The sequence below is a fragment of the Sporosarcina sp. UB5 genome, assembly GCF_050859005.1.
GTDB lineage: Bacteria > Bacillota > Bacilli > Bacillales_A > Planococcaceae > Sporosarcina.
Map to the genome: position 1 here is coordinate 145,526 of NZ_CP125984.1, position 18,750 is coordinate 164,275.

Consider the following 18,750-nt stretch of genomic DNA (forward strand, 5'->3'; position numbering starts at 1 on the left):
GTAGCTAACTCTATATTAGTTCTACTTAATAACACTATTGTCCTTCTTTTCAGTTATTAATTTGTTAGTGTGCAGTTCCTCACATCGGTATCTTTTAAAATACGGAGAATAAGTGTATTATGTATTTTGTGCATTAAACTAAACGAATTGAACAAATTGATGATGAGCAAAGGATTTTGCAATAGATGAATGACACTCTGTTGCAAAAGGAGGATATAAAATGAGTAATGAAGATAATTTTTGGCTTGAGTTACCGAAGCCGTTTTTTATATTAGCACCAATGGAAGATGTCACTGACGTTGTATTTCGCCACGTCATAAGTGAAGCAGCGCGACCTGACGTGTTTTTCACGGAATTTACAAATTCGGAAAGTTACTGTCATCCTGACGGAAGAGATAGTGTACGTGGACGTTTAACGTTTACCGAAGATGAACAACCGATTGTTGCTCATATTTGGGGCGATAAGCCTGAGTTTTTTGAACAGATGAGTATCGATATGAAAAAACTTGGGTTTAGAGGAATCGATCTAAACATGGGATGCCCAGCTCATAACGTTGCGCCAAACGGTAAAGGTGCTGGTCTAATCCGTCGTCCGGAAGTTGCAGCAGAAATTATTCAAGCCGCAAAAGCGGGTGGGCTACCAGTGAGTGTTAAGACGAGATTAGGCTATGTTGAACTTGACGAATGGCGCGATTGGTTAGGCCATATTTTAAAACAAGATATTGCGAATCTTTCCATCCATCTTCGTACGAAAAGGGAAATGAGTAAAGTCCCAGCCCATTGGGAACTCATTCCTGAAATTAAAAAACTACGTGATGAAATTGCTCCAAATACGTTGTTAACAATTAACGGAGATATCCCTGACCGTGCAACAGGGTTAAAATTAGTAGAACAATACGGCGTGGATGGTGTAATGATTGGCCGCGGCGTTTTCACGAACCCATTTGCTTTTGAAAAGGAACAAAGAGAGCATAGCGTGAAAGAGTATCTCGATTTATTACTTTTACAATTAGATCTTCACGATAAATATTCAACTGAACTTGAACCACGTCCATTCAAACCACTTCTTCGCTTTTTCAAAATCTATATTCGTGGATTTAGAGGCGCAAGTGAACTGAGGAACGAGTTGATGAATACGAAATCGACGGATGACGTACGTCGTTTAGTTAAACCGTTTTTAGATATGGAATTGGATTGAGTCAAAAATAATTCATCCGAAAAAAAAGAAGCATGTTTTCCACATTTGGAGAAATATGCTTCTTTTTGTTGCTATTTAAAGTAATACGCATAAGATTAGTTGCAAATGCCCAAAATAGATGAAGAAAACAATAAGGGAGGAGGATTTTTTATGTTCCACCACATTAAAGAATTACAGTATAACGCAAAACCAGAAAGACCCGATCCTGTATATGCCAAAAAACTTCAAGAAATTTTAGGTGGTCAATTTGGTGAGATAACAGTGATGATGCAATATCTCTTTCAAGGTTGGAATTGTCGAGGGGAAGAAAAATACAGAGACATGCTATTAGATATAGGAACAGAAGAAATGGCACACGTCGAGATGATTGCAACAATGATTGCGCAGTTACTAGATGGTGCTCCTGTTAGAGACCAAGAACAAGCTGCCAATGACCCGGTAATCGGAGCGGTTTTAGGAGGAATGAACCCTCAACATGTAATTGTGTCAGGTTTAGGCGCGACCCCTACGGATAGTGTTGGTTATCCATGGAATTCACGTTATACAATTGCTAGCGGCAACCTTCTTGCAGATTTCCGTGCAAATCTTAATGCTGAATCGCAAGGAAGGTTACAAGTTGTTAGATTATATGAATCGACGACTGATCCCGGCGTTAGAGATATGCTTTCATTTCTAATTGCCCGTGATACGATGCACCAAAATCAGTGGATGGCAGCTATAGAAGAATTAGAACAAAATCAAAAACCGATCGTTCCAAGTACGTTCCCACAGAATCTTGAAAAGCAGCAAGTGTCTTACTCATTTATGAACTTCTCAAAAGGCGAAGAAAGCTCACAAGGAAGATGGGCTACCGGGCCAAGTATGGATAAGCAAGCGAACTTTGAGTATATTTCAAATCCAGAAGCGATGGGGCAAGTGCCTAAGCTAGAGCAAGCACCTGCTTACATTCATAATACGCCTATTCCTGGGCAACCTGCTCCATCGACTGAATCAGCGCACTATACACAAGAGTAAAAGCACGCTCCTATCTTTTAAGCATGATAATCCAGATGGTTAAAATTCAATCCCTAACGCAAAAAAGACTGTAGGAAACATGAAACACAATGTTTACCTACAGTCTAAATTTGATGTAAAAGAGACTTTTACTCACGTTCCTTAATGTGTGGTTTATACTGTAGAATCCCACCGCCTCCATAATTGAATATATTAGCCAATGTTATTATTTGTTTTATCGTTTCCCCCCTTTTTATTTGTTATCTTGTTAATGACATAATTAGCAAACTCACCCATAAGCCAAATTGCCATTACACTTCCTACCAACATGGCTATAAAAGCTAAAACTTGTTCAGATGACGTAAAATACATAATTACCCATCCCCTTTTTCTTAGTTTCTTCTAGACGAATAACCACTATATCCACCTGTTCTCTTTTTGAACGATAGTTGCATAACACTCTAATAATGCAGAAGGCTCAACCGAAAATAGTTCCCTGACATCTTTCAGATGGTAAGTTGATACATAATTTGATACTACTTTTAAAGCGAATGAATATCCCGCAAAAACCGGTATTCCTTTTTGAGGGTTCCCGAAACATAAGGATGCTTTTAGATAATCGTCTATCGATTTGAGATGATCCTTACATTCATTCCAATACCTGATTTCCATCTCAATCGGAAGGTTATCTTTCCACCATCTCTTATCTGGATACAAAGAAAGAGCAAAACACTCTGCCGTCCCCTCCATTTTATACCACTCTTCTAATGTAAATGTACTTGTCGACAATTGATAGATAGGGTTTTCGGGACTTGCGTGATGATATTCGTGTGCTAGTAAATATTGAAGAAAATCAATATCTGGTTGAGGAGGTATCGCGATAATTACGTTGCCCGGTCCATTTGTAAAAGCATTGGTCCACATGGATTGTGGCTGTTCTTGAAAATATGGTAACTGCAGGGCAGGTACTACTGTAATACGCATCGCCTTGAAGGGCAGAAATTGGCTCACATTTTGAAACGTCTTATGGACAATCCTTTCTATTTCGTCATCATCCCATTTAAGGCTTTTGATTTCAGTTTCGGATAGCTCCTTAAATTTGAGCAACTGAAAACGTTGAACTAATTGTTCCCATTCGGTCATCCAAGAGTTTTCGGAAACTAAGTCACTAAGCTCTTTCTTAAAATACTCTTCTAGACAATTATGGTTTAATAAGATTTTGGTCGGAGTTATTTGTTTTACAAGGAACACTATTTATCCCCCCTTTTTTTTACTCAATCTACGTTATATTCCCCAAATAACTGATAATACCTTCTTGCACCTTTCTCCTTTAATTATATTATAAATAATATAATTATTTAAACTATTAACAAAAACACTTGTCAAGTGACAGATGAATCATGATTCTATAAGACAAATATCACATTTCAAGCCATAATTTTTGTGTATACCTCTGTATTCCAGTATCATTTTTACAGGTGTGTCAGAAAAGAAAGGGTTAGAAAGAAAAATATGTCATTACAAGAACATTAGTGGAATTCAAATCTACACAACTAAAGATCGATTTATATGAGGAATTACAGCAATGATGATTTCTTAATGAGATTACTTTTTTGGAGGCATTATGTATGACAACTATGAAGCAATTACAACAACTATTCCCAAGCGTAGATGGAAATTTAGAACAAAGAAACGAACTCGTAACACATTTAAAATCAGTAATTAATAAAATAGATGCTTTAAAAGATCCGTCGAAGTTAACTTTGGGCGACATGCCAAATTATACGGAAGACTATTACAATCGTATGGCTCAACAGGCTGTCATTCCGGAAAAAGGTATCTCAATAAATGAAACAATTGATGAATTAATGAGCCTTGTAGAAGGACACAGATATGTTAATCAAAACTACGTAGCAAATGCGGCCCCGCTTCCAAATATCGCAAGTATTGTTGGCAACTTAGTAATGGTTTTAATAAACGGTAATAATATTTGGGATGTTGAAGGACCTACTGCGGCAAGTGCAGAAGTTAAGATTACAAGCATGTTGTCTAAAATACTTGGATACGATTCAAATAAAAGTACGGGGTATACAACCTGGGGTGGTCAAGGGGCAGTATTTAATTCTCTACGTTTTGCAATTGCTCGTTATTCACCCGATTCAAATCAAACGGGTATACCAAATAACCTATATGTCTTTTGCTCCGAACTATCTCACTACAGCTTATATAAATCTGTTGAAGCCACAGGAATAGGTATTAATCATTTAGTTCGAGTAAAATTGAACGATGACCATTCAATGAATTTAGATGATTTAAAGGAAAAAATGGAGGAAGTTATATCTAAAGGCGGTATTCCGATTTATATTTTAGCAACAATGGGAACAACCGATACATTTGGAATTGATGACTTGGAAGGCATTAAAAACATTACACAAGAGTTTGAAAGAACAAATTCCATATCCCCTATCTATATTCATGCCGATTCAGCGATGGGTGGAATGTACGCCTTTTTTAACGATTATGATTTTGTTACTAATCCACTGATGTTTGAACCAGAGGTCGTGGAAGTACTACAAGTGTACCAACAGAAGTTCACTAAAATGACATTGGCAGATAGTATGGTTTTTGATTTTCATAAACTAGGTTCAACTCCATATACATCTAGCTTATTCTTGGTTAAAGATAGTGAAAACCTAAAATATGTTGATTTAGACGCTTCGGAAACTCCGTACGTAGGAAATCGTGGATACGGTAGTTATCATACGAGTTATACACTAGAGTGTTCTCGAATGGGAAGCGCAATTGGGATCTACGCATCATTATTAGCATTAGGAACAGAAGGATATCAACAACTACTTGCAAATTATATTCGAGTTAATATCCTATTTAGAGAAAAACTGAAATCTAATTTTTCAAATGTAGCTATTACGAATGACGTTTCCCCTATTACAACTTTTAGATTTTATCCTGAAGCTGTTCGTTGGGAGGAAGAATTATCCGGATCATTGAATACTAATGAAATTAATCGTATCAATCAATTCAACGAAGAGTTTGCGGAGTTAATTGGTTTAGAAAGAGATATTGTATTCTTTGGGAATACAAGTAAACTAAGATTAATTCAAGCTGCTGATAATCAGACTAGATTACCGGTTTACGCTCATAAATTCTTTAGTATATCACCTTATACGACAGTAGAAGAAGTAGAGCGATATATTGATTTTCTAAAAGAACACATGGAAATCTACCGTAAAACGAATGAACTAGTATTAGTTTAATAATAAAATAGGTAGACAGATAAGCTAAATCTTATCTGTCTTCTTCATGTATTTCCTTTTCGATGATGAAGTTAACTCTGTCAAAATTTCGTTTACATAAGCCTAGTGTATAAATTATATTTAATCCACCGAAGCAACGTAGATCAACAGAAATAAATATCAAGAATTATTGCAGAGATTCAAACTGAAATACAACGTGCGTAAATGCAAACGGTCCTATGCAAGTTATTGTCGTAGAACCTTTCGAATATGAAGCGTTACGCAGTCTAATAGGAAAAAGAGCCGTGCTTGATACCACTCGTGGATCCGTTAGCGGTATGGTTGTTGATGTGAAGCTTGATCATGTTGTCCTTCAAGAACGTGATTCTAGTTCTTTGTTCGCCTACCCGAAATCGTTTGGATAATGCCTGTATCTTCCCCCCCGTTTTGGAACAAGGATCTTGTTTGAACCCATATCGTAACCACCTACACCGTAGTTAACAAATAGCCCCTATCTATGACAGATGGGGGCTATTTGACGCATACAAAACAATAAATTTCTTCACCTATAAAATACCAATCTCAGGCTTTTTCGTTTTTAATGTGGCAGATATGCCAATTGGTAAAGAATAGAACTGCGAATACATTAACGCTGCTTTCCAGTAAGGATGAATTCAAGTCTTTGAAGTTTCTCCTGAACCTCCGGGTGAATCTGATTCTCCTCTTCAATGATCAAATCGCCTGATCCAACTTCTTTAAACACATCGTGAATTGACCTTAACTGATTCATTTGCTTTGCTGTCGGCGGCTTATTAACCATTTGGTGAAGCAAGTCAATGGTGCCATCTAAAGAAATGCTCAGCTCTCGATTCAGTTCCCCGACCATCTCGAACAATCGCTCAGCATTATAAATATCATCTAAGATTTTATAAATGAGCGCCATTCTCTCCTGAGAGTCTTGAAGAGTAGTTTCACTAGCTTCTAGAACCGCTACCGTTTTCGTTGTAAAAGCCATTTCCATTAAACCGTATGCATCCTTAAAAAATGCATAGGAGGCGGGTTGATTATCTAGATTGTTGGTATTCTCTTTTTTATAAAAGGTTACTTTGTGATATCCATTTTCATTTTTATCGTATGTGAATTTCTGTACCGTTCTATCAGAATGCGACCTCATATACATCACGATACCTGGTTTCTTATCAAATCTTCCCGTGCTGAAATCTATGGATCCTAGCTGAACAAAATCATCAAAAAGCGGATAGGTTTTCTCACCGTCTCTCACTACTAACAACCAGTTCTGTCCATCGTCCCAAGCAAAGATGCCACTCTCCGTTTTTCCCGCATTCACATGCAGTTCAATTACTTCTTCTTCGCCATCCCCATCCAAATCCAAGGTAACTGTCTTATAAAGCGTTTGCGGATAATTTTCGATATCTTTTGCTACAATCATTGCGTAATCATCATTCACTTGTTCATTCATTATTAGCTCGAGCGCTTTCCTTTCCTCCTCTACAGTATGTAAAAGAGCATCTCTTTCTAGTGAAAGTTCCTCAATTTGCTTTTTCAATTCGTTAATCTCTTCTGTCAGATCTCCGTTTGCGTTTGACTGATCTGCGTTTGACGGATTAGTGCAACCGACAAGTATACCTACTAAGCATACGCTTCCTAGTAAGAGTTTCCTCATTTACTTCCCCCCTTATCCTCTTCTATTTGTATTCGCCTATTTTAAAGCAAAATCCTCCTTTACCAACTAGCCCAATTGAAGAATAAAATAAAATTATTCGCTAAAACTTATAGTGAAACGTGGCTAAAAAACCGGGAAAATAATCCCCTACTATTGGAGGTGTCATGCGTTGCCGATTATAACGATAGACGGTGTAGACATGTATTATGATGTTCAAGGCAACGGCATCCCTATCGTGTTCATCCACCCTCCCCTACTCACGAGCATGAATTTTATTTACCAACTGAATGAGTTATCAAATCACTTCAAAATTATTATTTTTGACATTCGTGGCCATGGAAACAGCTCTTTTTCTGAAAAAGCATTGACGTATCCATTAATTTCACATGATATTAAACAACTATTGGACCATTTAGAAATAGATAAAGCGTTTATATGCGGTTACTCAACTGGAGGTTCCATTGCTCTAGATTTTTTGCTGACCTACCCGAACCGCTCTTTAGGGGGCATTCTTATCGGGGCACTGTCAGAAGTAAAGGATTCATCATTAAAAAATAAAATTTCTTTCGGGGTAAAGCTAGCAGAGTGGAAGGCACATAAACCTCTTGCGTTATCCGTATCATTAACGAATTCCAATAATGGACAATTGTTTAAAAACTTATTTAACCACGCGAAAAAAGGGAACGCTCAAAATATTGAGCAATACTATCGATACAGTTTGCACTATAACTGTACGGCTCGTTTAGACCAAATTAAACTCCCTGTATTATTGTTGTATGGAGAAAAAGATAAGGCGTTTCATCGTTATGCGCATTTATTACACGAATTGCTCCCTGTCAACGAGTGTATACTTGTTGGAGATGTAAAACATCAGCTTCCTACAAAGGCTGCCGTGGCGGTGAACAATCTCATCGAGAAGTTTGTATCTACTCATGGCAAACAGACTGACTATTGAGTTAGTCTGTTTCTATTGGTGTATAGCGCAATCCTTGCTACAATGGCTAGTATCACTAGTTAAAGCAAAGGAGGTCCCCTCGATGAAATATGATTTATTTTTATTTGACTTAGACGATACATTGATGGATTTTAAGAAGAGTGAGATAAACGCATTCTCGCATTCTTTTGAGTCTAACGGCTACCCGAATGGATTGAGAGATTATAGAGAAAGTTATCGGGCGATTAGCAGTGTTCTTTGGAATGATTTAGAACATGGACGGATTACAACAGAGGCATTGAAAACAGAACGGTTTAAGCGCTTGTTCGAGTTACATAACCTGGACCTCGAAGCAGAGAAATTTGGACAAACCTACCTTGAATACTTAGGCAAGGAAGTCCATCTCATTGACGGTGTGACGGAAATGCTCAGTAGTCTTGGAAGTTCCAGACTCGCAATCGTAACGAATGGCTTCACAGATGTTCAGCTATCTAGAATTAACAGATCCATTCTGAAAGATACATTTGAAGCAATCATTACATCAGAAGAAGCGGGCTCTCAAAAGCCGCACACAGATATTTTTGAGTATGTATTTTCGCGTTTAGGCGTTACAGACAAGTCACGGGTTCTTATGATTGGGGATTCCTTATCATCTGATATTCTTGGCGGCAATAACTTTGGCATTGATACGTGTTGGTACAACCCACAACGTAACGAAAATAAGAGTGCAGCAGAGCCAACGTATGAAATCCATAGTTGGAACGAGTTTAGTTTTGGTAAGGTGAGTGTTTTTTAATATAAGCGAATTTATTTCAATACAAACAGCCCGAGTATCGATGCGAATTATGACGCATCGATCTCGGGCTAATTGTTCGCCAAGAGTATGAGGGAAGTATATAAACTTCCTAGCCAGCATTATTTGTATTGACTAACATTGTGATTCTCTGCCATTAATAAGCCGGTCTCGTAGGCGGCCATTGCCAGTTCATACCTAACATTTCTGCTCGCTTCTACGAAATCCGCTTCGTTCACAAGACCTGATAATGAATACCGGTGACCCTTTAAATCCACGTTCAGTTCGGTGATTTGGGTGGATTTGAAACTTTCAACGGGAACGCCGTTCTTATCCATTAATAGGTATGCACCGTATTTCTCATTACATGTTTGTGCCACTTCCTCCATCACCTTGAAAGCATCGTCTGGATTTTGTGTATAGCTGAGGACAAGGCTTTCGTTCACCCGGCGCATTCCCCGGGTCCCGTTCTGAAGTTCCGTAATATTGCTATAGGAGACCGTATAGAGGTAGCCATCTTGCTGGCGAATCTTTAAGTGGCGCATACTAATTTCCTCGATTTTCCCCTGAAGTTTTCCGTTGATAATGACGGAATCCCCGTGCTGGATTTGGCGCTCAAATAAGTAGGTCAACCCCATAATATAATCGCGGATAATATGCTGGAAAATCAATGCCACGGCACCTACGAAAACGACCGAACTCGTTAAAAGCTTTCCTAGTTCAAAGAAATGACTTAACACATAAATGAAGAAGAACACGATTCCCAATGCCTTAGTCACCTGTTTGGCAAATTGCTTCAATGTTTCTTCCCGCGTTTCATCCAAAAAGCTCGTTTTGTCAAAGAAAAGCTTGATTGATTTGCGGGTCAAATAAACCGTAAGTAAAATCAGCAGTGCTACCGTTACTATTTTTACGGGCACTTGCTGGAATAGATCCATGTAAAACATTCTAATAACCCTCACTTTATATTCTATATCACAAGCTTATTATACCCAAAATAAATAGAGGTCATGAAGTAACAGCCATCGCCAGAGATGTGTCGAAACTTATTTTAGATTAGCTATGTGGATTAGTAGAGAAGTATTAAAGTATTATATGATAGAATAATATGCATACTTACTTCGTTATTTTTATTACTAGAGAAAGGTGATTAATTGAATAGATTATTATCTTGGTCAACTATATTCGCCTCTGTGCAATGGCTTTTTTTCATTTTCGCGAATATTGTTGTCGTCCCTATTTCTATTGGGTTTGCTTTCAATTTACCGCCAGAACAAATTGCCACTATTCTTCGTAGTGCACTCATCGTGACCGGTGGTGCCTGTATTTTACAAGGGCTCATCGGACACCGGTTCCCTTTAATGGAAGGTCCTTCAGGCGTAATTTGGGGTCTTATCCTTAACTTATGTTTATCGGCACCATCACTCGGCTTGAGTTTACAAAGTATTGGCGGTGGAATTGCTACCGGTATGATACTTGCTGGAGTTGTAACGATTCTTTTAGCATCTTTTAATTTAATTTCATTCATTCAAAAAGTATTCAGTCCAATGGTGATGAGTGTTTACTTACTTCTATTAACTTTTCAACTAACATTCATGTTTTTCAATGGGATGTTGAGTATGAATGAAGACGGAACGTTGAATTGGCATATAACACTATTTTCGTTTTGCCTTGCAATCGTTGTCGGTCTTATGAAGATACTTGGAAATAAAGTGATGAGTGATTTTTCCATATTGATTGGCATGATTGGTGGTTGGATTGTGTATGCGTTGCTATTCCCAATCGCTAAACCTGTTACAGATGGTGCAATTGCTGCATTCTCTCTGTTCCCTTTAGGTCCGCCAAATTTGGAGTACAGCATTATTGCTATCACCTTTTTAGGTTGTCTCATTAATTTAAGTAATACAGTTGCTTCTGTTCAGGCTGCATCTAAATTATTTAATGAAAATGTATCTTTGAATCAATACAGATTCTCTTATTTATTGACTGGATTTTATGCCATCATTGCGTCTTTGTTTGGACTTGTTCTCTTTGCACCTTTCGCTTCATCTATAGGATTTTTGGAAAGCACACAAATTTTTGATCGTAGACCTTTTTTAATTGGCGGGGGCCTTGTTATCCTCATCGGAATTATCCCCCCTCTAGGACTTATGCTTGCAACACTTCCTATGGCTGTAGGGAATGCAGTATTATTAGTTGCTTACTCTCAATTATTAGGCACTTCTTTGAAGAGTTTTAATGGCTATACATTTAACTCCGTTACGATTTATCGAATTGCAACTCCCGTACTCATTGGGTTAAGTTTTATGACGGTAGATGCGAAATTATTTACTTTTTTGCCTGCAATACTTCAACCTCTACTAGCGAATGGTTTTATTATGGGGGTGCTAATTTCACTCGTAATGGAAACTTGTATTCGTTGGGATACGGTTGGGATGAATCGATAGTTTTGTAAATCAAAATAAAAACCGCTACTCGTCATTTTCTAAGACGAATAGCGGTTTTCATTCATTTAAAACTATTAATTCACTGAACGTTATTGTCCTTCTTCGGAATTGTCCAGCCGTGCTTTTACGTAATCAATAAACTTTCGGGCAGCAGGGGAAATCGTTTTAAACGACGGTGCGGCGATGCCGATGGAGCGGTAATGTTCTCCTTTTAAACCGACAATGCTAACATTCTGTGGCACACGGTACAAAACCATTTCGGGAAGAATACTAATGCCCATCCCATTTTGAACCATTGAAATGATTGCTTGATCGTCAGCAAGTTCAAATTTAATGTGGGGGGTGACTTTGTTTTCTTGAAATATGCGCCTTATATCGTTATCGCTTCCTTTTTTCGACATAATGAATATCTCTTCTTGAATGTCTGACAAGCTCACTTCTTGTTCGAATGCAAGCGGGTGGTCATCGGGGAGTATGCAAAGCATGCGGTCTTTTTTTAATGGAATCACTTCAAATGATTTTGAAGTTGGTAACGAAAGAAATCCAAAATCGACCATACCCGTTGCAATCCAATGCTCTAGCATATCGTAATCCCCCTCAAACAATTTAATATCGATTGCGGGAAAATCTGCATTGAAATTTTTAAGCACTTCCGGCAGCCATTGAACAGAAACACTCGAAAAAGTTCCGACGCGTACCGTACCGATTTCAAGACCGTTAATATTCGCAATTTCTTGCGTCATTTGTTCATGCCATTTTAATATTTCTTGGATATATTGTAAAACACGTTCCCCGTTACTCGTCAATTGAATCCCCGAACGTCCCCTTATGAGAATCGTAAATCCCCATTCTAATTCCATGCTGGCAATTGCATGACTGACAGCTGACTGCGTTAAATTTAGCGCTTCTGCTGCTTGTTTCAAACTGCCCAATTCAACGACTGTACTAAATACTTCAAATTTGGCAAGCGACAATTTCCCCACGTCCTTTACTTGAAACTTTTTCAACTAACGGCTTAAAAATCTTCATTTTTCTTATGTAAACTTTACACGTATAATCATAACAATTCAATTTTTTGAAGAAAAAAACGAATAGAACTGGGGGATGTAAAATGAACAAACCAATGGACGATCGCTTACAAATAAAGGCGGATCTAATGATGGTAATGGTAACGTTGTTTTGGGGTGCTTCCTATTTGTTTATGAAAATGGGCCTCCATTCAATTCAAGAGTTTAACTTAATCGCCTTACGTTTTGGGATTGCTTTTCTTGTCGCTGTTGTTGTGTTTTACCGGCGTATAATTAAAGTAGATCGAAAAACGTTGATGATTGGATTTTTACTAGGAGCCTTGTTATTTTTTACGATGTCCTCAGTTGTAGTCGGGTTAAAAACGACTTCCATTTCAAACGCTGGATTTTTGTTTAGTCTTGCGGTCATATTTGTTCCCCTGTTATTGGCACTGTTATTTCGAAAGAAACCTGAGAAAAAGGTGATAATCGGTGTTTGTATGTCGTTGACGGGAATTGCTTTGTTGACGTTAAACGGGGCACTGCACATCACAATCGGTGATTTATTATGTATCCTAGGCGCATTATTATATGCCATACATATTATTGTTACAGGAAAAGTGACGAAAAATGTAGATGCAATTTCTATCGGGGTTTTGCAACTTGGTTTTGCGGGGGCGTGGGGCCTTCTTTTTTCATTCATGTTTGAAAGCCCACAACTGCCTGGCACTACCGAATCATGGATTGCAATTTTGGCATTAGGCATTTTTTGCAGTGCCATTGGATTTATCGGCCAAACAGTTGCACAAAAATATACAACGCCAACGCGCACAGGTTTGATCTTTTCATTGGAGCCCGTATTTGCAGCAATATTTGCTTTCATTTTCGTCGGAGAATTACTTACGATAAAACAATATGTAGGCGCTATTCTTGTGTTACTGGGCGTACTTGCAGCGGAGATGAATATGAAGAAACTGCTGGCGGGTAAAGGCATTGTTAAGTTAATAAACCGTCTAGGGGAGCACACCTTGCATAAATGACAATATAAGTAGAGAGCACGAGCAAGATTTATTATGAGTCCATCATTTTACAAATAAAAAAACCGCTAGTAGGCACTTTTAAATGACTACTAGCGGTTTCATTCATTTAACTTTATTGTTTCGCTGCAACTAGCTCGCTATCTACGCCTAGCTCTTGATCTTCAACTTTTTCTGTACCTGCTACTACAACAGCTGCTGATGCGTCGCCAACGATATTAACTGTAGTCCGCATCATATCGAGCACGCGGTCGATTCCGGCAATGAGAGCGATACCCTCTAGCGGCATGTTAACCGACGCTAGCACCATAGCTAGCATAATCATACCTGCACCCGGAACTCCTGCAGTTCCAATAGAAGCAAGTACTGTCGTTAAAACAACTGTAGTTAACTGCATTAACGTTAAATCTAATCCATAAAATTGAGCGATAAATACAACCGCAACGCCTTGGTAAATTGCCGTTCCATCCATGTTGATCGTTGCACCGAGTGGCAAGACAAAACTTGAGATTTTATTCGGCACACCAAGGTTTTCATTTACATTTCGAATCGTTACCGGTAATGTACCTGCACTACTTGCTGTACTAAACGCAACGAGTGCTGCAGGGAAGATTCCTTTAAAGAAACGAACTGGTCCGACGCCGCCCCACACTTTAACCGCTGTGGAATAAACGATAATCGCATGTAAGACACATGCAATATAGACAGCTAACACGACTTTTATTAATGGCAACAAAACAGATAGACCGTATTGTCCAATAATTGGTGCTAGCAAACCTAATATCCCAATTGGTGCGAACTTCATAACGATCCCAGTAATTCGATACATAACTTCTGCGAATCCTTCAAAGAATCGATAAACAGGTTGTGCTTTTTCTCCAACAAACGTGATCGCTAATCCTATGAACAGCGCAAAGAAAATAACTTGTAAAATATTCCCTGCTGCCATTGCTGCAAATGGGTTTTCCGGAACAATATTCAACAATGTTGTTATTGGACTTTGTGGTTCAGCCGCTGCTGCCGCTGGAACTTCTAAGTTTGCAGTAGGAATGTCTACACCTTTTCCTGGTGACAACATGAATGCTACTGCAAGTCCAATAATAATCGCGATTGCTGTAGTTCCTAAATAATAGGAAATCGTTTTTATCCCAATCCGACCTAATTGTTTTGGATCAGAAGAGCTCGCAACCCCTACAACAAGTGTTGATAGTATTAACGGTACGATAATGAATTTAATTAATCTTAAAAATAAGTCTCCTAAAGGTTTGAGAAAGTCTACAGAACTGCCAAATACTCCTCCGAGTATTATTGCTAAAATAAATGAAATGAAAATTTGTGTTACAAGGTTAAGCTTCAATTTCATTTTACAGCCTCCTGCAATCTATTTTTAATACTTTTTCACTTTAGCATAGACTTTCAAATTGATAAACATGTTTTTTTCACTAGCGAGGCATTAATAAATTAGTTTTTATAAACGAATTATCTGAATTTAAACCTTCCATAAAAAACCTTCAATAGGATATTTCTCGGCGGTGATAGCGTTTACACGATATCGGATGGGTAGGTAAATAGTACTTTTTATTATTTTAATAAAGCATTTACTCGACAAAAAAAATAAAATAAAAATGCCCGTTATCTAAAGAAACCCTTTAGATAACAGGCATAAATGCGTAGAAAGGTAGTTATTGTATAAATTGTGGCAAATTCCGAAACAATAGTGATTTCACAAATAAACCATACTTTAGCGACCTTTAAAATACCATTTGCTGTCTGGTCGGTCACGCGGCGTCATATTAATAATGAAATAGCCGATAATTAAAATTAGAATAACAAAGGAATAGATTAACGTATGAATCGGATGTCCGTGATCCACAATGACCAATCTTAGCATTGCAGTGATTCCGATATAAATAAAATATCGAAGCGGGAAATGATAGTCTTCTTTGAAGTATTTAACAATCATCGCGATAAATTCGAAATAGAGAAAGAAGATTAGGATATTCGCTAAGTAAGTTTTATAGTCAGTATGATCGCCCGCTAGCAATAGTTGACCAAAGACAAATAGTTCTTTCGTTAATACAACGGATAAAATAATCGCGAGAATAACAAGCGTAATATTCAAGAACATTTGTAAGACTTTAGGGAAAACTTGTAAAGCGAGCGTATATTTTTTCTTTATCATTTAGGCTCCCCCCTTCGATGGTGATTTATTATAAGCGCTAGCAAATTTATTTGTCAATGTAAATACTCTCAAAAGGTATGAAAATTCAACGAACAATGAGATTCATTAAAGACTACTATATTAACATGACGTATGAGTAAAATGTTTGTGGGTGGGTTGTAAAAGTTCTAGCCTACTACAAAGACCATTGATTTCCATTCCGATCGGACGCTTTCCGCGGGCACGGCTTCAGCCTCCTCGTCACTTCGTTCCTGCGGGGTCTTCAGCTCGCGCTGTTCCCGCAGGAGTCGCCGATCTGCATTCCAATCAATTGGAATATACACAACATCATCCTAATCTGCATGGTAACTAAAAAGACATCACAAATACTTGACTCAATCCATAGGTTGAATACTTTCTTTGTAAACACTTTCTAAATAGTCGATAAACTCAAAGGACTATGTGCTAAAATAGATGATAAGAGGACGGCTTATTCAACAAACGGAACCATTTAGTTGATAAAAGAGGAGGTAGTCAAGTTGTACGTTGATTATTACGGTAGTTTTAATTTTATCTCTGTTTCTTTCCTGATTTGGTGGACTGCTTTGTTTGTGTTTCAAAGAATAGCGAATCGTTCCTCTGAAAAGAAGTCTTGGGTAAGAGATATTATTTTGACATTTTTCCAAAGTGCACTTGTTGTCGTTACACTTCCTGTCCTGGCATATTTTTTAAAGCCTTAATAACTATGCCTCAACCAAAAGTGATATCGAACTATTATATAAACTAAGTTACGGTTTACAGAAATATTGATTCTATTTTGAGCCAGGTGGAAGAGTTAGTAGAATATATAGGTGCTTCTAACTAGATAATCTTTCACTGTAATAATGGGTACTTTAGTTCGAAAAGTTGCATTGGAACAGGCTTATCTGGATAAGCATGACTCAACAGTGATTCCGAAGAATTGGAAGACACAAATTCGAGGCGTGTATTCTCTAAAATATGATAGGGATGTTTTAGTCTATGCGGTATACATAAAGACTATCGAACTCCCACCTGAAGATACTATGTTCAACTATGTTTACTATATTAGTACCGAAAATGGAGAGATTACAAAGAAAATTAACTGAAATCTTCAGAGATTATGAACCTGTTATATGGGGGACAGAAAAGATTTGGAATAGATTTTTCGAAGATAAGATGTGAGGGGATATGAAATGGAAATTAACGTGATGGAGATACTGTTTTTCATTGCTATTCTTTGGATAATAGTCATCGTTTGGAAAATCAATCGCCGTGTTACAGGGATAAAATACATCCTTGATCAGTTGTCTAAACAAAATGGTGTCCCGGAAAACCCGATAAATGATGAATTAAGGAAATTAATTAGCCAAGGAGAGGCTATCAAGGCGGAAAAAATAGCACGAAAAACTTTAGGTCTTTCAATGCTGGAAGGCATGCAATATGTAGATGATTTGAAGAATGGAAAAAATAGTTGAGTTCATATTTCAAAACAAGCGCAATTGTTGTGTCGTTAATGGACTTAAATTTATATTTTCGAAAGGTAGAGAAGAAAAATGATTGAATTAAGAAAGATTACCCACGATAATTTTGAGGCAGTGTTGAAGTTAAGCATAACAGATGAGCAGAAAGGAAATGTGGATTCCAGCATATATTGTTTGGCTAAAGCCTATGTAAAGATACTCAACGACGAAAAACCTCCTATGATCTTCGCTATATGCAACAATGATGAAGTCATAGGATATGTCGATATTGGATTTTACAAACTGGCGGAAAGTTCAATTTTATGTGAAAAATATGGAGATAAATCTACTTATGGACTTAATCGCTTTATGATTGATAAAAAGCATCAAGGCAAAGGATTTGGCAAACAAGCAATGATGAAAGTTATTGATTACATAAAGTCGTTTCCACAAGGAAAAGCCGATGCAGTTTCTACATCATATTGGATGGTAAACGAAGCCGTCCGGAAGTTGTTTGCGTCTGTCGGTTTCGTTGAAACAGGAGCGATATGGGACGGACAAACAGGGGGTAATTGGAATGCAGAAAGAAAAGATATAGAGTATGCAGAAGTAGGTGCCAGACTCGGATTATAAAACTAATAAGTTAGGTGCCTGGCTCTGGACTTCTTTGATAAATCACTCGCACTTTGTTCCCTGATCAGATCCTACCACTGGGCTTTATGTATTTCGTGTTTCGATGTTTTCATAGTTATCAAATTATCATCTCCCTACTGTTCTAATGTTGGCAAAGTGTGTTGCTAACATTATTTGCCGTAATAGGGCGCGATTGTGGAGCAAAATAATTAAAGGGGTGGCAATCGCTGCCTCTTTTTAATTGGGCCAGTGCAATCCCTTTAGTGAGCACGGAAAAAGGGGTCTTATTTTCCCCATTTCAGGTTAGTTGCACTTTTCTCCCCATCAACCGAACCTGTTAAGATTAATGTGATGCTTTCAATCACGACCAGTAATTGAAACGAGGGTTAATCATTTTTCTATTGTCTTTTCAACTTTGTATTCTTCTAAATCACTATTGCTAATCTGATGGGGTGAGCTACAGCCTGAAACAAAAAGGACTAGAATCGTTACGAGTGCTATGAATCGTTTGCGAATTTCCAAGTCCCTCCTTTCCCCTACAATATGGGATTATTGCTCGCTCTTAGAATATAATGAAATTGTTTCTTCTCGTGTTTTTCCATTGCCTTTTTCTTCCCATTGAATCACTGCGTATATTTCATCTACATCTTTGAGCGTTATAGGATCTCCACTTTTCGTGATAAGAGTTGGACCTTTATAACTTCCTACGTTAACTCCGGTTTTAAAATCTTCCGGTCCTGATACTATTTGCCCATGCAGGGACGTTTCTTCATTATTTATAATGGCGCGCATTTTAAAGGCATAATACTGGGTAGTGTAATTACCGTTCTTTGATTTGAAGTATAGTTTCCCGTTGCCTGAACTCATATTGTCTGGGGTTATCTCTATTTGGTAATCAGTTAGCTTCCAATGTGAGCTTTCTCCTGAGAGTTGTAAGTAATAGAAGTCATTTGGGTTATCTCGACCATTCAAATACATAATAAAGGCTACTAATATACAAATAATGAACACCAATAGTGGATATACAATTTTATGAACCAAAAGATTTTCTCCTCCTTTATCTTTCCCTTTTAACAAAGTAACCCGTTTGCGGCATAACAATAGTAGTCAAATTTTTTAAACATCTTC

General features: G+C 37.7%; 19 protein-coding genes. 11 read left to right on the plus strand and 8 right to left on the minus strand.

The genetic code is table 11. From position 1 onward, the window contains the following. Positions 1 to 220: 220 nt before the first annotated feature. Positions 221 to 1,198 (plus strand): tRNA dihydrouridine synthase, encoded by a 978-nt coding sequence (locus QM454_RS00905; protein WP_432360403.1) that lies wholly within the window; start codon positions 221 to 223, stop codon positions 1,196 to 1,198. Positions 1,199 to 1,348: 150 nt separating this feature from the next. Next, the gene (locus QM454_RS00910; RefSeq protein ID WP_432363811.1) at positions 1,349 to 2,212 is read left to right on the plus strand and encodes a manganese catalase family protein; all 864 of its coding nucleotides are present in this window, start codon (positions 1,349 to 1,351) and stop codon (positions 2,210 to 2,212) included. A 192-nt stretch (positions 2,213 to 2,404) separates the two neighbouring features. Here the strand turns inward: QM454_RS00910 and QM454_RS00915 are convergent, their stop codons facing one another. Beyond that, the gene (locus QM454_RS00915; protein WP_432360406.1) at positions 2,405 to 2,563 is read right to left on the minus strand and encodes a hypothetical protein; all 159 of its coding nucleotides are present in this window, start codon (positions 2,561 to 2,563) and stop codon (positions 2,405 to 2,407) included. Between the two features lie 45 nt (positions 2,564 to 2,608). Further along, positions 2,609 to 3,442: a DUF2268 domain-containing putative Zn-dependent protease gene (locus QM454_RS00920; RefSeq protein ID WP_432360408.1), complete on the minus strand. Its 834-nt coding sequence runs from the start codon at positions 3,440 to 3,442 to the stop codon at positions 2,609 to 2,611. 386 nt (positions 3,443 to 3,828) lie between these two features. Between QM454_RS00920 and QM454_RS00925 the strand changes: the two genes are divergently transcribed. After that, a complete protein-coding gene (locus tag QM454_RS00925) occupies positions 3,829 to 5,466 on the plus strand; it encodes a pyridoxal phosphate-dependent decarboxylase family protein (RefSeq protein WP_432363813.1) in 1,638 nt (545 codons plus the stop codon). Positions 5,467 to 5,684: 218 nt separating this feature from the next. Further along, a complete protein-coding gene (locus QM454_RS00930) occupies positions 5,685 to 5,870 on the plus strand; it encodes a DUF2642 domain-containing protein (RefSeq protein ID WP_432360410.1) in 186 nt (61 codons plus the stop codon). A gap of 221 nt (positions 5,871 to 6,091) precedes the next feature. Here QM454_RS00930 and QM454_RS00935 read toward each other — a convergent pair whose 3' ends face one another. Beyond that, complete coding sequence (locus QM454_RS00935; RefSeq protein WP_432360412.1) at positions 6,092 to 7,129, minus strand: hypothetical protein; 1,038 nt, start codon at positions 7,127 to 7,129, stop codon at positions 6,092 to 6,094. Between the two features lie 169 nt (positions 7,130 to 7,298). Here QM454_RS00935 and QM454_RS00940 point away from each other — a divergent pair, with 169 nt between their 5' ends. Both QM454_RS00940 and QM454_RS00945 read left to right on the plus strand, forming a co-directional pair. After that, a complete protein-coding gene (locus tag QM454_RS00940; protein ID WP_432360415.1) occupies positions 7,299 to 8,084 on the plus strand; it encodes an alpha/beta fold hydrolase in 786 nt (261 codons plus the stop codon). A gap of 82 nt (positions 8,085 to 8,166) precedes the next feature. Further along, on the plus strand, positions 8,167 to 8,859 hold the full coding sequence (locus tag QM454_RS00945) for a YjjG family noncanonical pyrimidine nucleotidase (protein ID WP_432360418.1): 693 nt from the start codon (positions 8,167 to 8,169) through the stop codon (positions 8,857 to 8,859). Between the two features lie 119 nt (positions 8,860 to 8,978). On the opposite strand, the gene QM454_RS00950 is transcribed toward QM454_RS00945, so the two are convergent. Further along, positions 8,979 to 9,803, minus strand: coding sequence for a mechanosensitive ion channel family protein (locus tag QM454_RS00950; RefSeq protein WP_432360421.1), 825 nt, complete (start codon positions 9,801 to 9,803; stop codon positions 8,979 to 8,981). Between the two features lie 207 nt (positions 9,804 to 10,010). On the opposite strand from QM454_RS00950, the gene QM454_RS00955 reads away from it, so the two are divergent. Next, positions 10,011 to 11,303, plus strand: coding sequence for a uracil/xanthine transporter (locus QM454_RS00955; protein ID WP_432360423.1), 1,293 nt, complete (start codon positions 10,011 to 10,013; stop codon positions 11,301 to 11,303). Between the two features lie 89 nt (positions 11,304 to 11,392). On the opposite strand, the gene QM454_RS00960 is transcribed toward QM454_RS00955, so the two are convergent. Further along, positions 11,393 to 12,277 carry a LysR family transcriptional regulator gene (locus tag QM454_RS00960; protein ID WP_432360426.1) on the minus strand — a complete coding sequence of 295 codons (885 nt, stop codon included), beginning with the start codon at positions 12,275 to 12,277 and terminating at the stop codon, positions 11,393 to 11,395. A gap of 137 nt (positions 12,278 to 12,414) precedes the next feature. On the opposite strand from QM454_RS00960, the gene QM454_RS00965 reads away from it, so the two are divergent. After that, complete coding sequence (locus QM454_RS00965) at positions 12,415 to 13,350, plus strand: DMT family transporter (protein ID WP_432360428.1); 936 nt, start codon at positions 12,415 to 12,417, stop codon at positions 13,348 to 13,350. 112 nt (positions 13,351 to 13,462) lie between these two features. Here QM454_RS00965 and QM454_RS00970 read toward each other — a convergent pair whose 3' ends face one another. Together QM454_RS00970 and psiE are read right to left on the minus strand one after the other, a co-directional pair. Then, entirely contained in the window at positions 13,463 to 14,704 is a 1,242-nt protein-coding gene (locus QM454_RS00970; RefSeq protein ID WP_432363815.1) for a dicarboxylate/amino acid:cation symporter, read from the minus strand. Between the two features lie 384 nt (positions 14,705 to 15,088). Further along, positions 15,089 to 15,529, minus strand: a complete 441-nt coding sequence (psiE, locus tag QM454_RS00975) for a phosphate-starvation-inducible protein PsiE (RefSeq protein ID WP_432360431.1) — start codon at positions 15,527 to 15,529, stop codon at positions 15,089 to 15,091. Between the two features lie 518 nt (positions 15,530 to 16,047). Here psiE and QM454_RS00980 point away from each other — a divergent pair. From QM454_RS00980 to QM454_RS00990, 3 genes are all read left to right on the plus strand, one after another. Then, positions 16,048 to 16,248 carry a hypothetical protein gene (locus tag QM454_RS00980; protein WP_432360433.1) on the plus strand — a complete coding sequence of 67 codons (201 nt, stop codon included), beginning with the start codon at positions 16,048 to 16,050 and terminating at the stop codon, positions 16,246 to 16,248. Between the two features lie 474 nt (positions 16,249 to 16,722). Beyond that, complete coding sequence (locus QM454_RS00985; RefSeq protein ID WP_432360436.1) at positions 16,723 to 17,004, plus strand: hypothetical protein; 282 nt, start codon at positions 16,723 to 16,725, stop codon at positions 17,002 to 17,004. 78 nt (positions 17,005 to 17,082) lie between these two features. Next, the gene (locus QM454_RS00990; protein WP_432360438.1) at positions 17,083 to 17,622 is read left to right on the plus strand and encodes a GNAT family N-acetyltransferase; all 540 of its coding nucleotides are present in this window, start codon (positions 17,083 to 17,085) and stop codon (positions 17,620 to 17,622) included. 549 nt (positions 17,623 to 18,171) lie between these two features. Here QM454_RS00990 and QM454_RS00995 read toward each other — a convergent pair. Then, the gene (locus QM454_RS00995; protein WP_432360441.1) at positions 18,172 to 18,663 is read right to left on the minus strand and encodes a hypothetical protein; all 492 of its coding nucleotides are present in this window, start codon (positions 18,661 to 18,663) and stop codon (positions 18,172 to 18,174) included. Positions 18,664 to 18,750 lie beyond the last annotated feature (87 nt).

Excerpts from the sequence above, each read along its gene's own strand:
- QM454_RS00935 (WP_432360412.1), bottom strand. The coding sequence starts at position 7,129 with ATGAGGAAACTCTTACTAGGAAGCGTATGCTTAGTAGGTATACTTGTC.
- psiE (WP_432360431.1), bottom strand. The coding sequence starts at position 15,529 with ATGATAAAGAAAAAATATACGCTCGCTTTACAAGTTTTCCCTAAAGTC.
- QM454_RS00945 (WP_432360418.1), top strand. The coding sequence starts at position 8,167 with ATGAAATATGATTTATTTTTATTTGACTTAGACGATACATTGATGGAT.
- QM454_RS00905 (WP_432360403.1), top strand. The coding sequence starts at position 221 with ATGAGTAATGAAGATAATTTTTGGCTTGAGTTACCGAAGCCGTTTTTT.
- QM454_RS00950 (WP_432360421.1), bottom strand. The coding sequence starts at position 9,803 with ATGTTTTACATGGATCTATTCCAGCAAGTGCCCGTAAAAATAGTAACG.
- QM454_RS00965 (WP_432360428.1), top strand. The coding sequence starts at position 12,415 with ATGAACAAACCAATGGACGATCGCTTACAAATAAAGGCGGATCTAATG.
- QM454_RS00985 (WP_432360436.1), top strand. The coding sequence starts at position 16,723 with ATGGAAATTAACGTGATGGAGATACTGTTTTTCATTGCTATTCTTTGG.
- QM454_RS00910 (WP_432363811.1), top strand. The coding sequence starts at position 1,349 with ATGTTCCACCACATTAAAGAATTACAGTATAACGCAAAACCAGAAAGA.
- QM454_RS00930 (WP_432360410.1), top strand. The coding sequence starts at position 5,685 with ATGCAAGTTATTGTCGTAGAACCTTTCGAATATGAAGCGTTACGCAGT.
- QM454_RS00990 (WP_432360438.1), top strand. The coding sequence starts at position 17,083 with ATGATTGAATTAAGAAAGATTACCCACGATAATTTTGAGGCAGTGTTG.
- QM454_RS00925 (WP_432363813.1), top strand. The coding sequence starts at position 3,829 with ATGAAGCAATTACAACAACTATTCCCAAGCGTAGATGGAAATTTAGAA.
- QM454_RS00915 (WP_432360406.1), bottom strand. The coding sequence starts at position 2,563 with ATGTATTTTACGTCATCTGAACAAGTTTTAGCTTTTATAGCCATGTTG.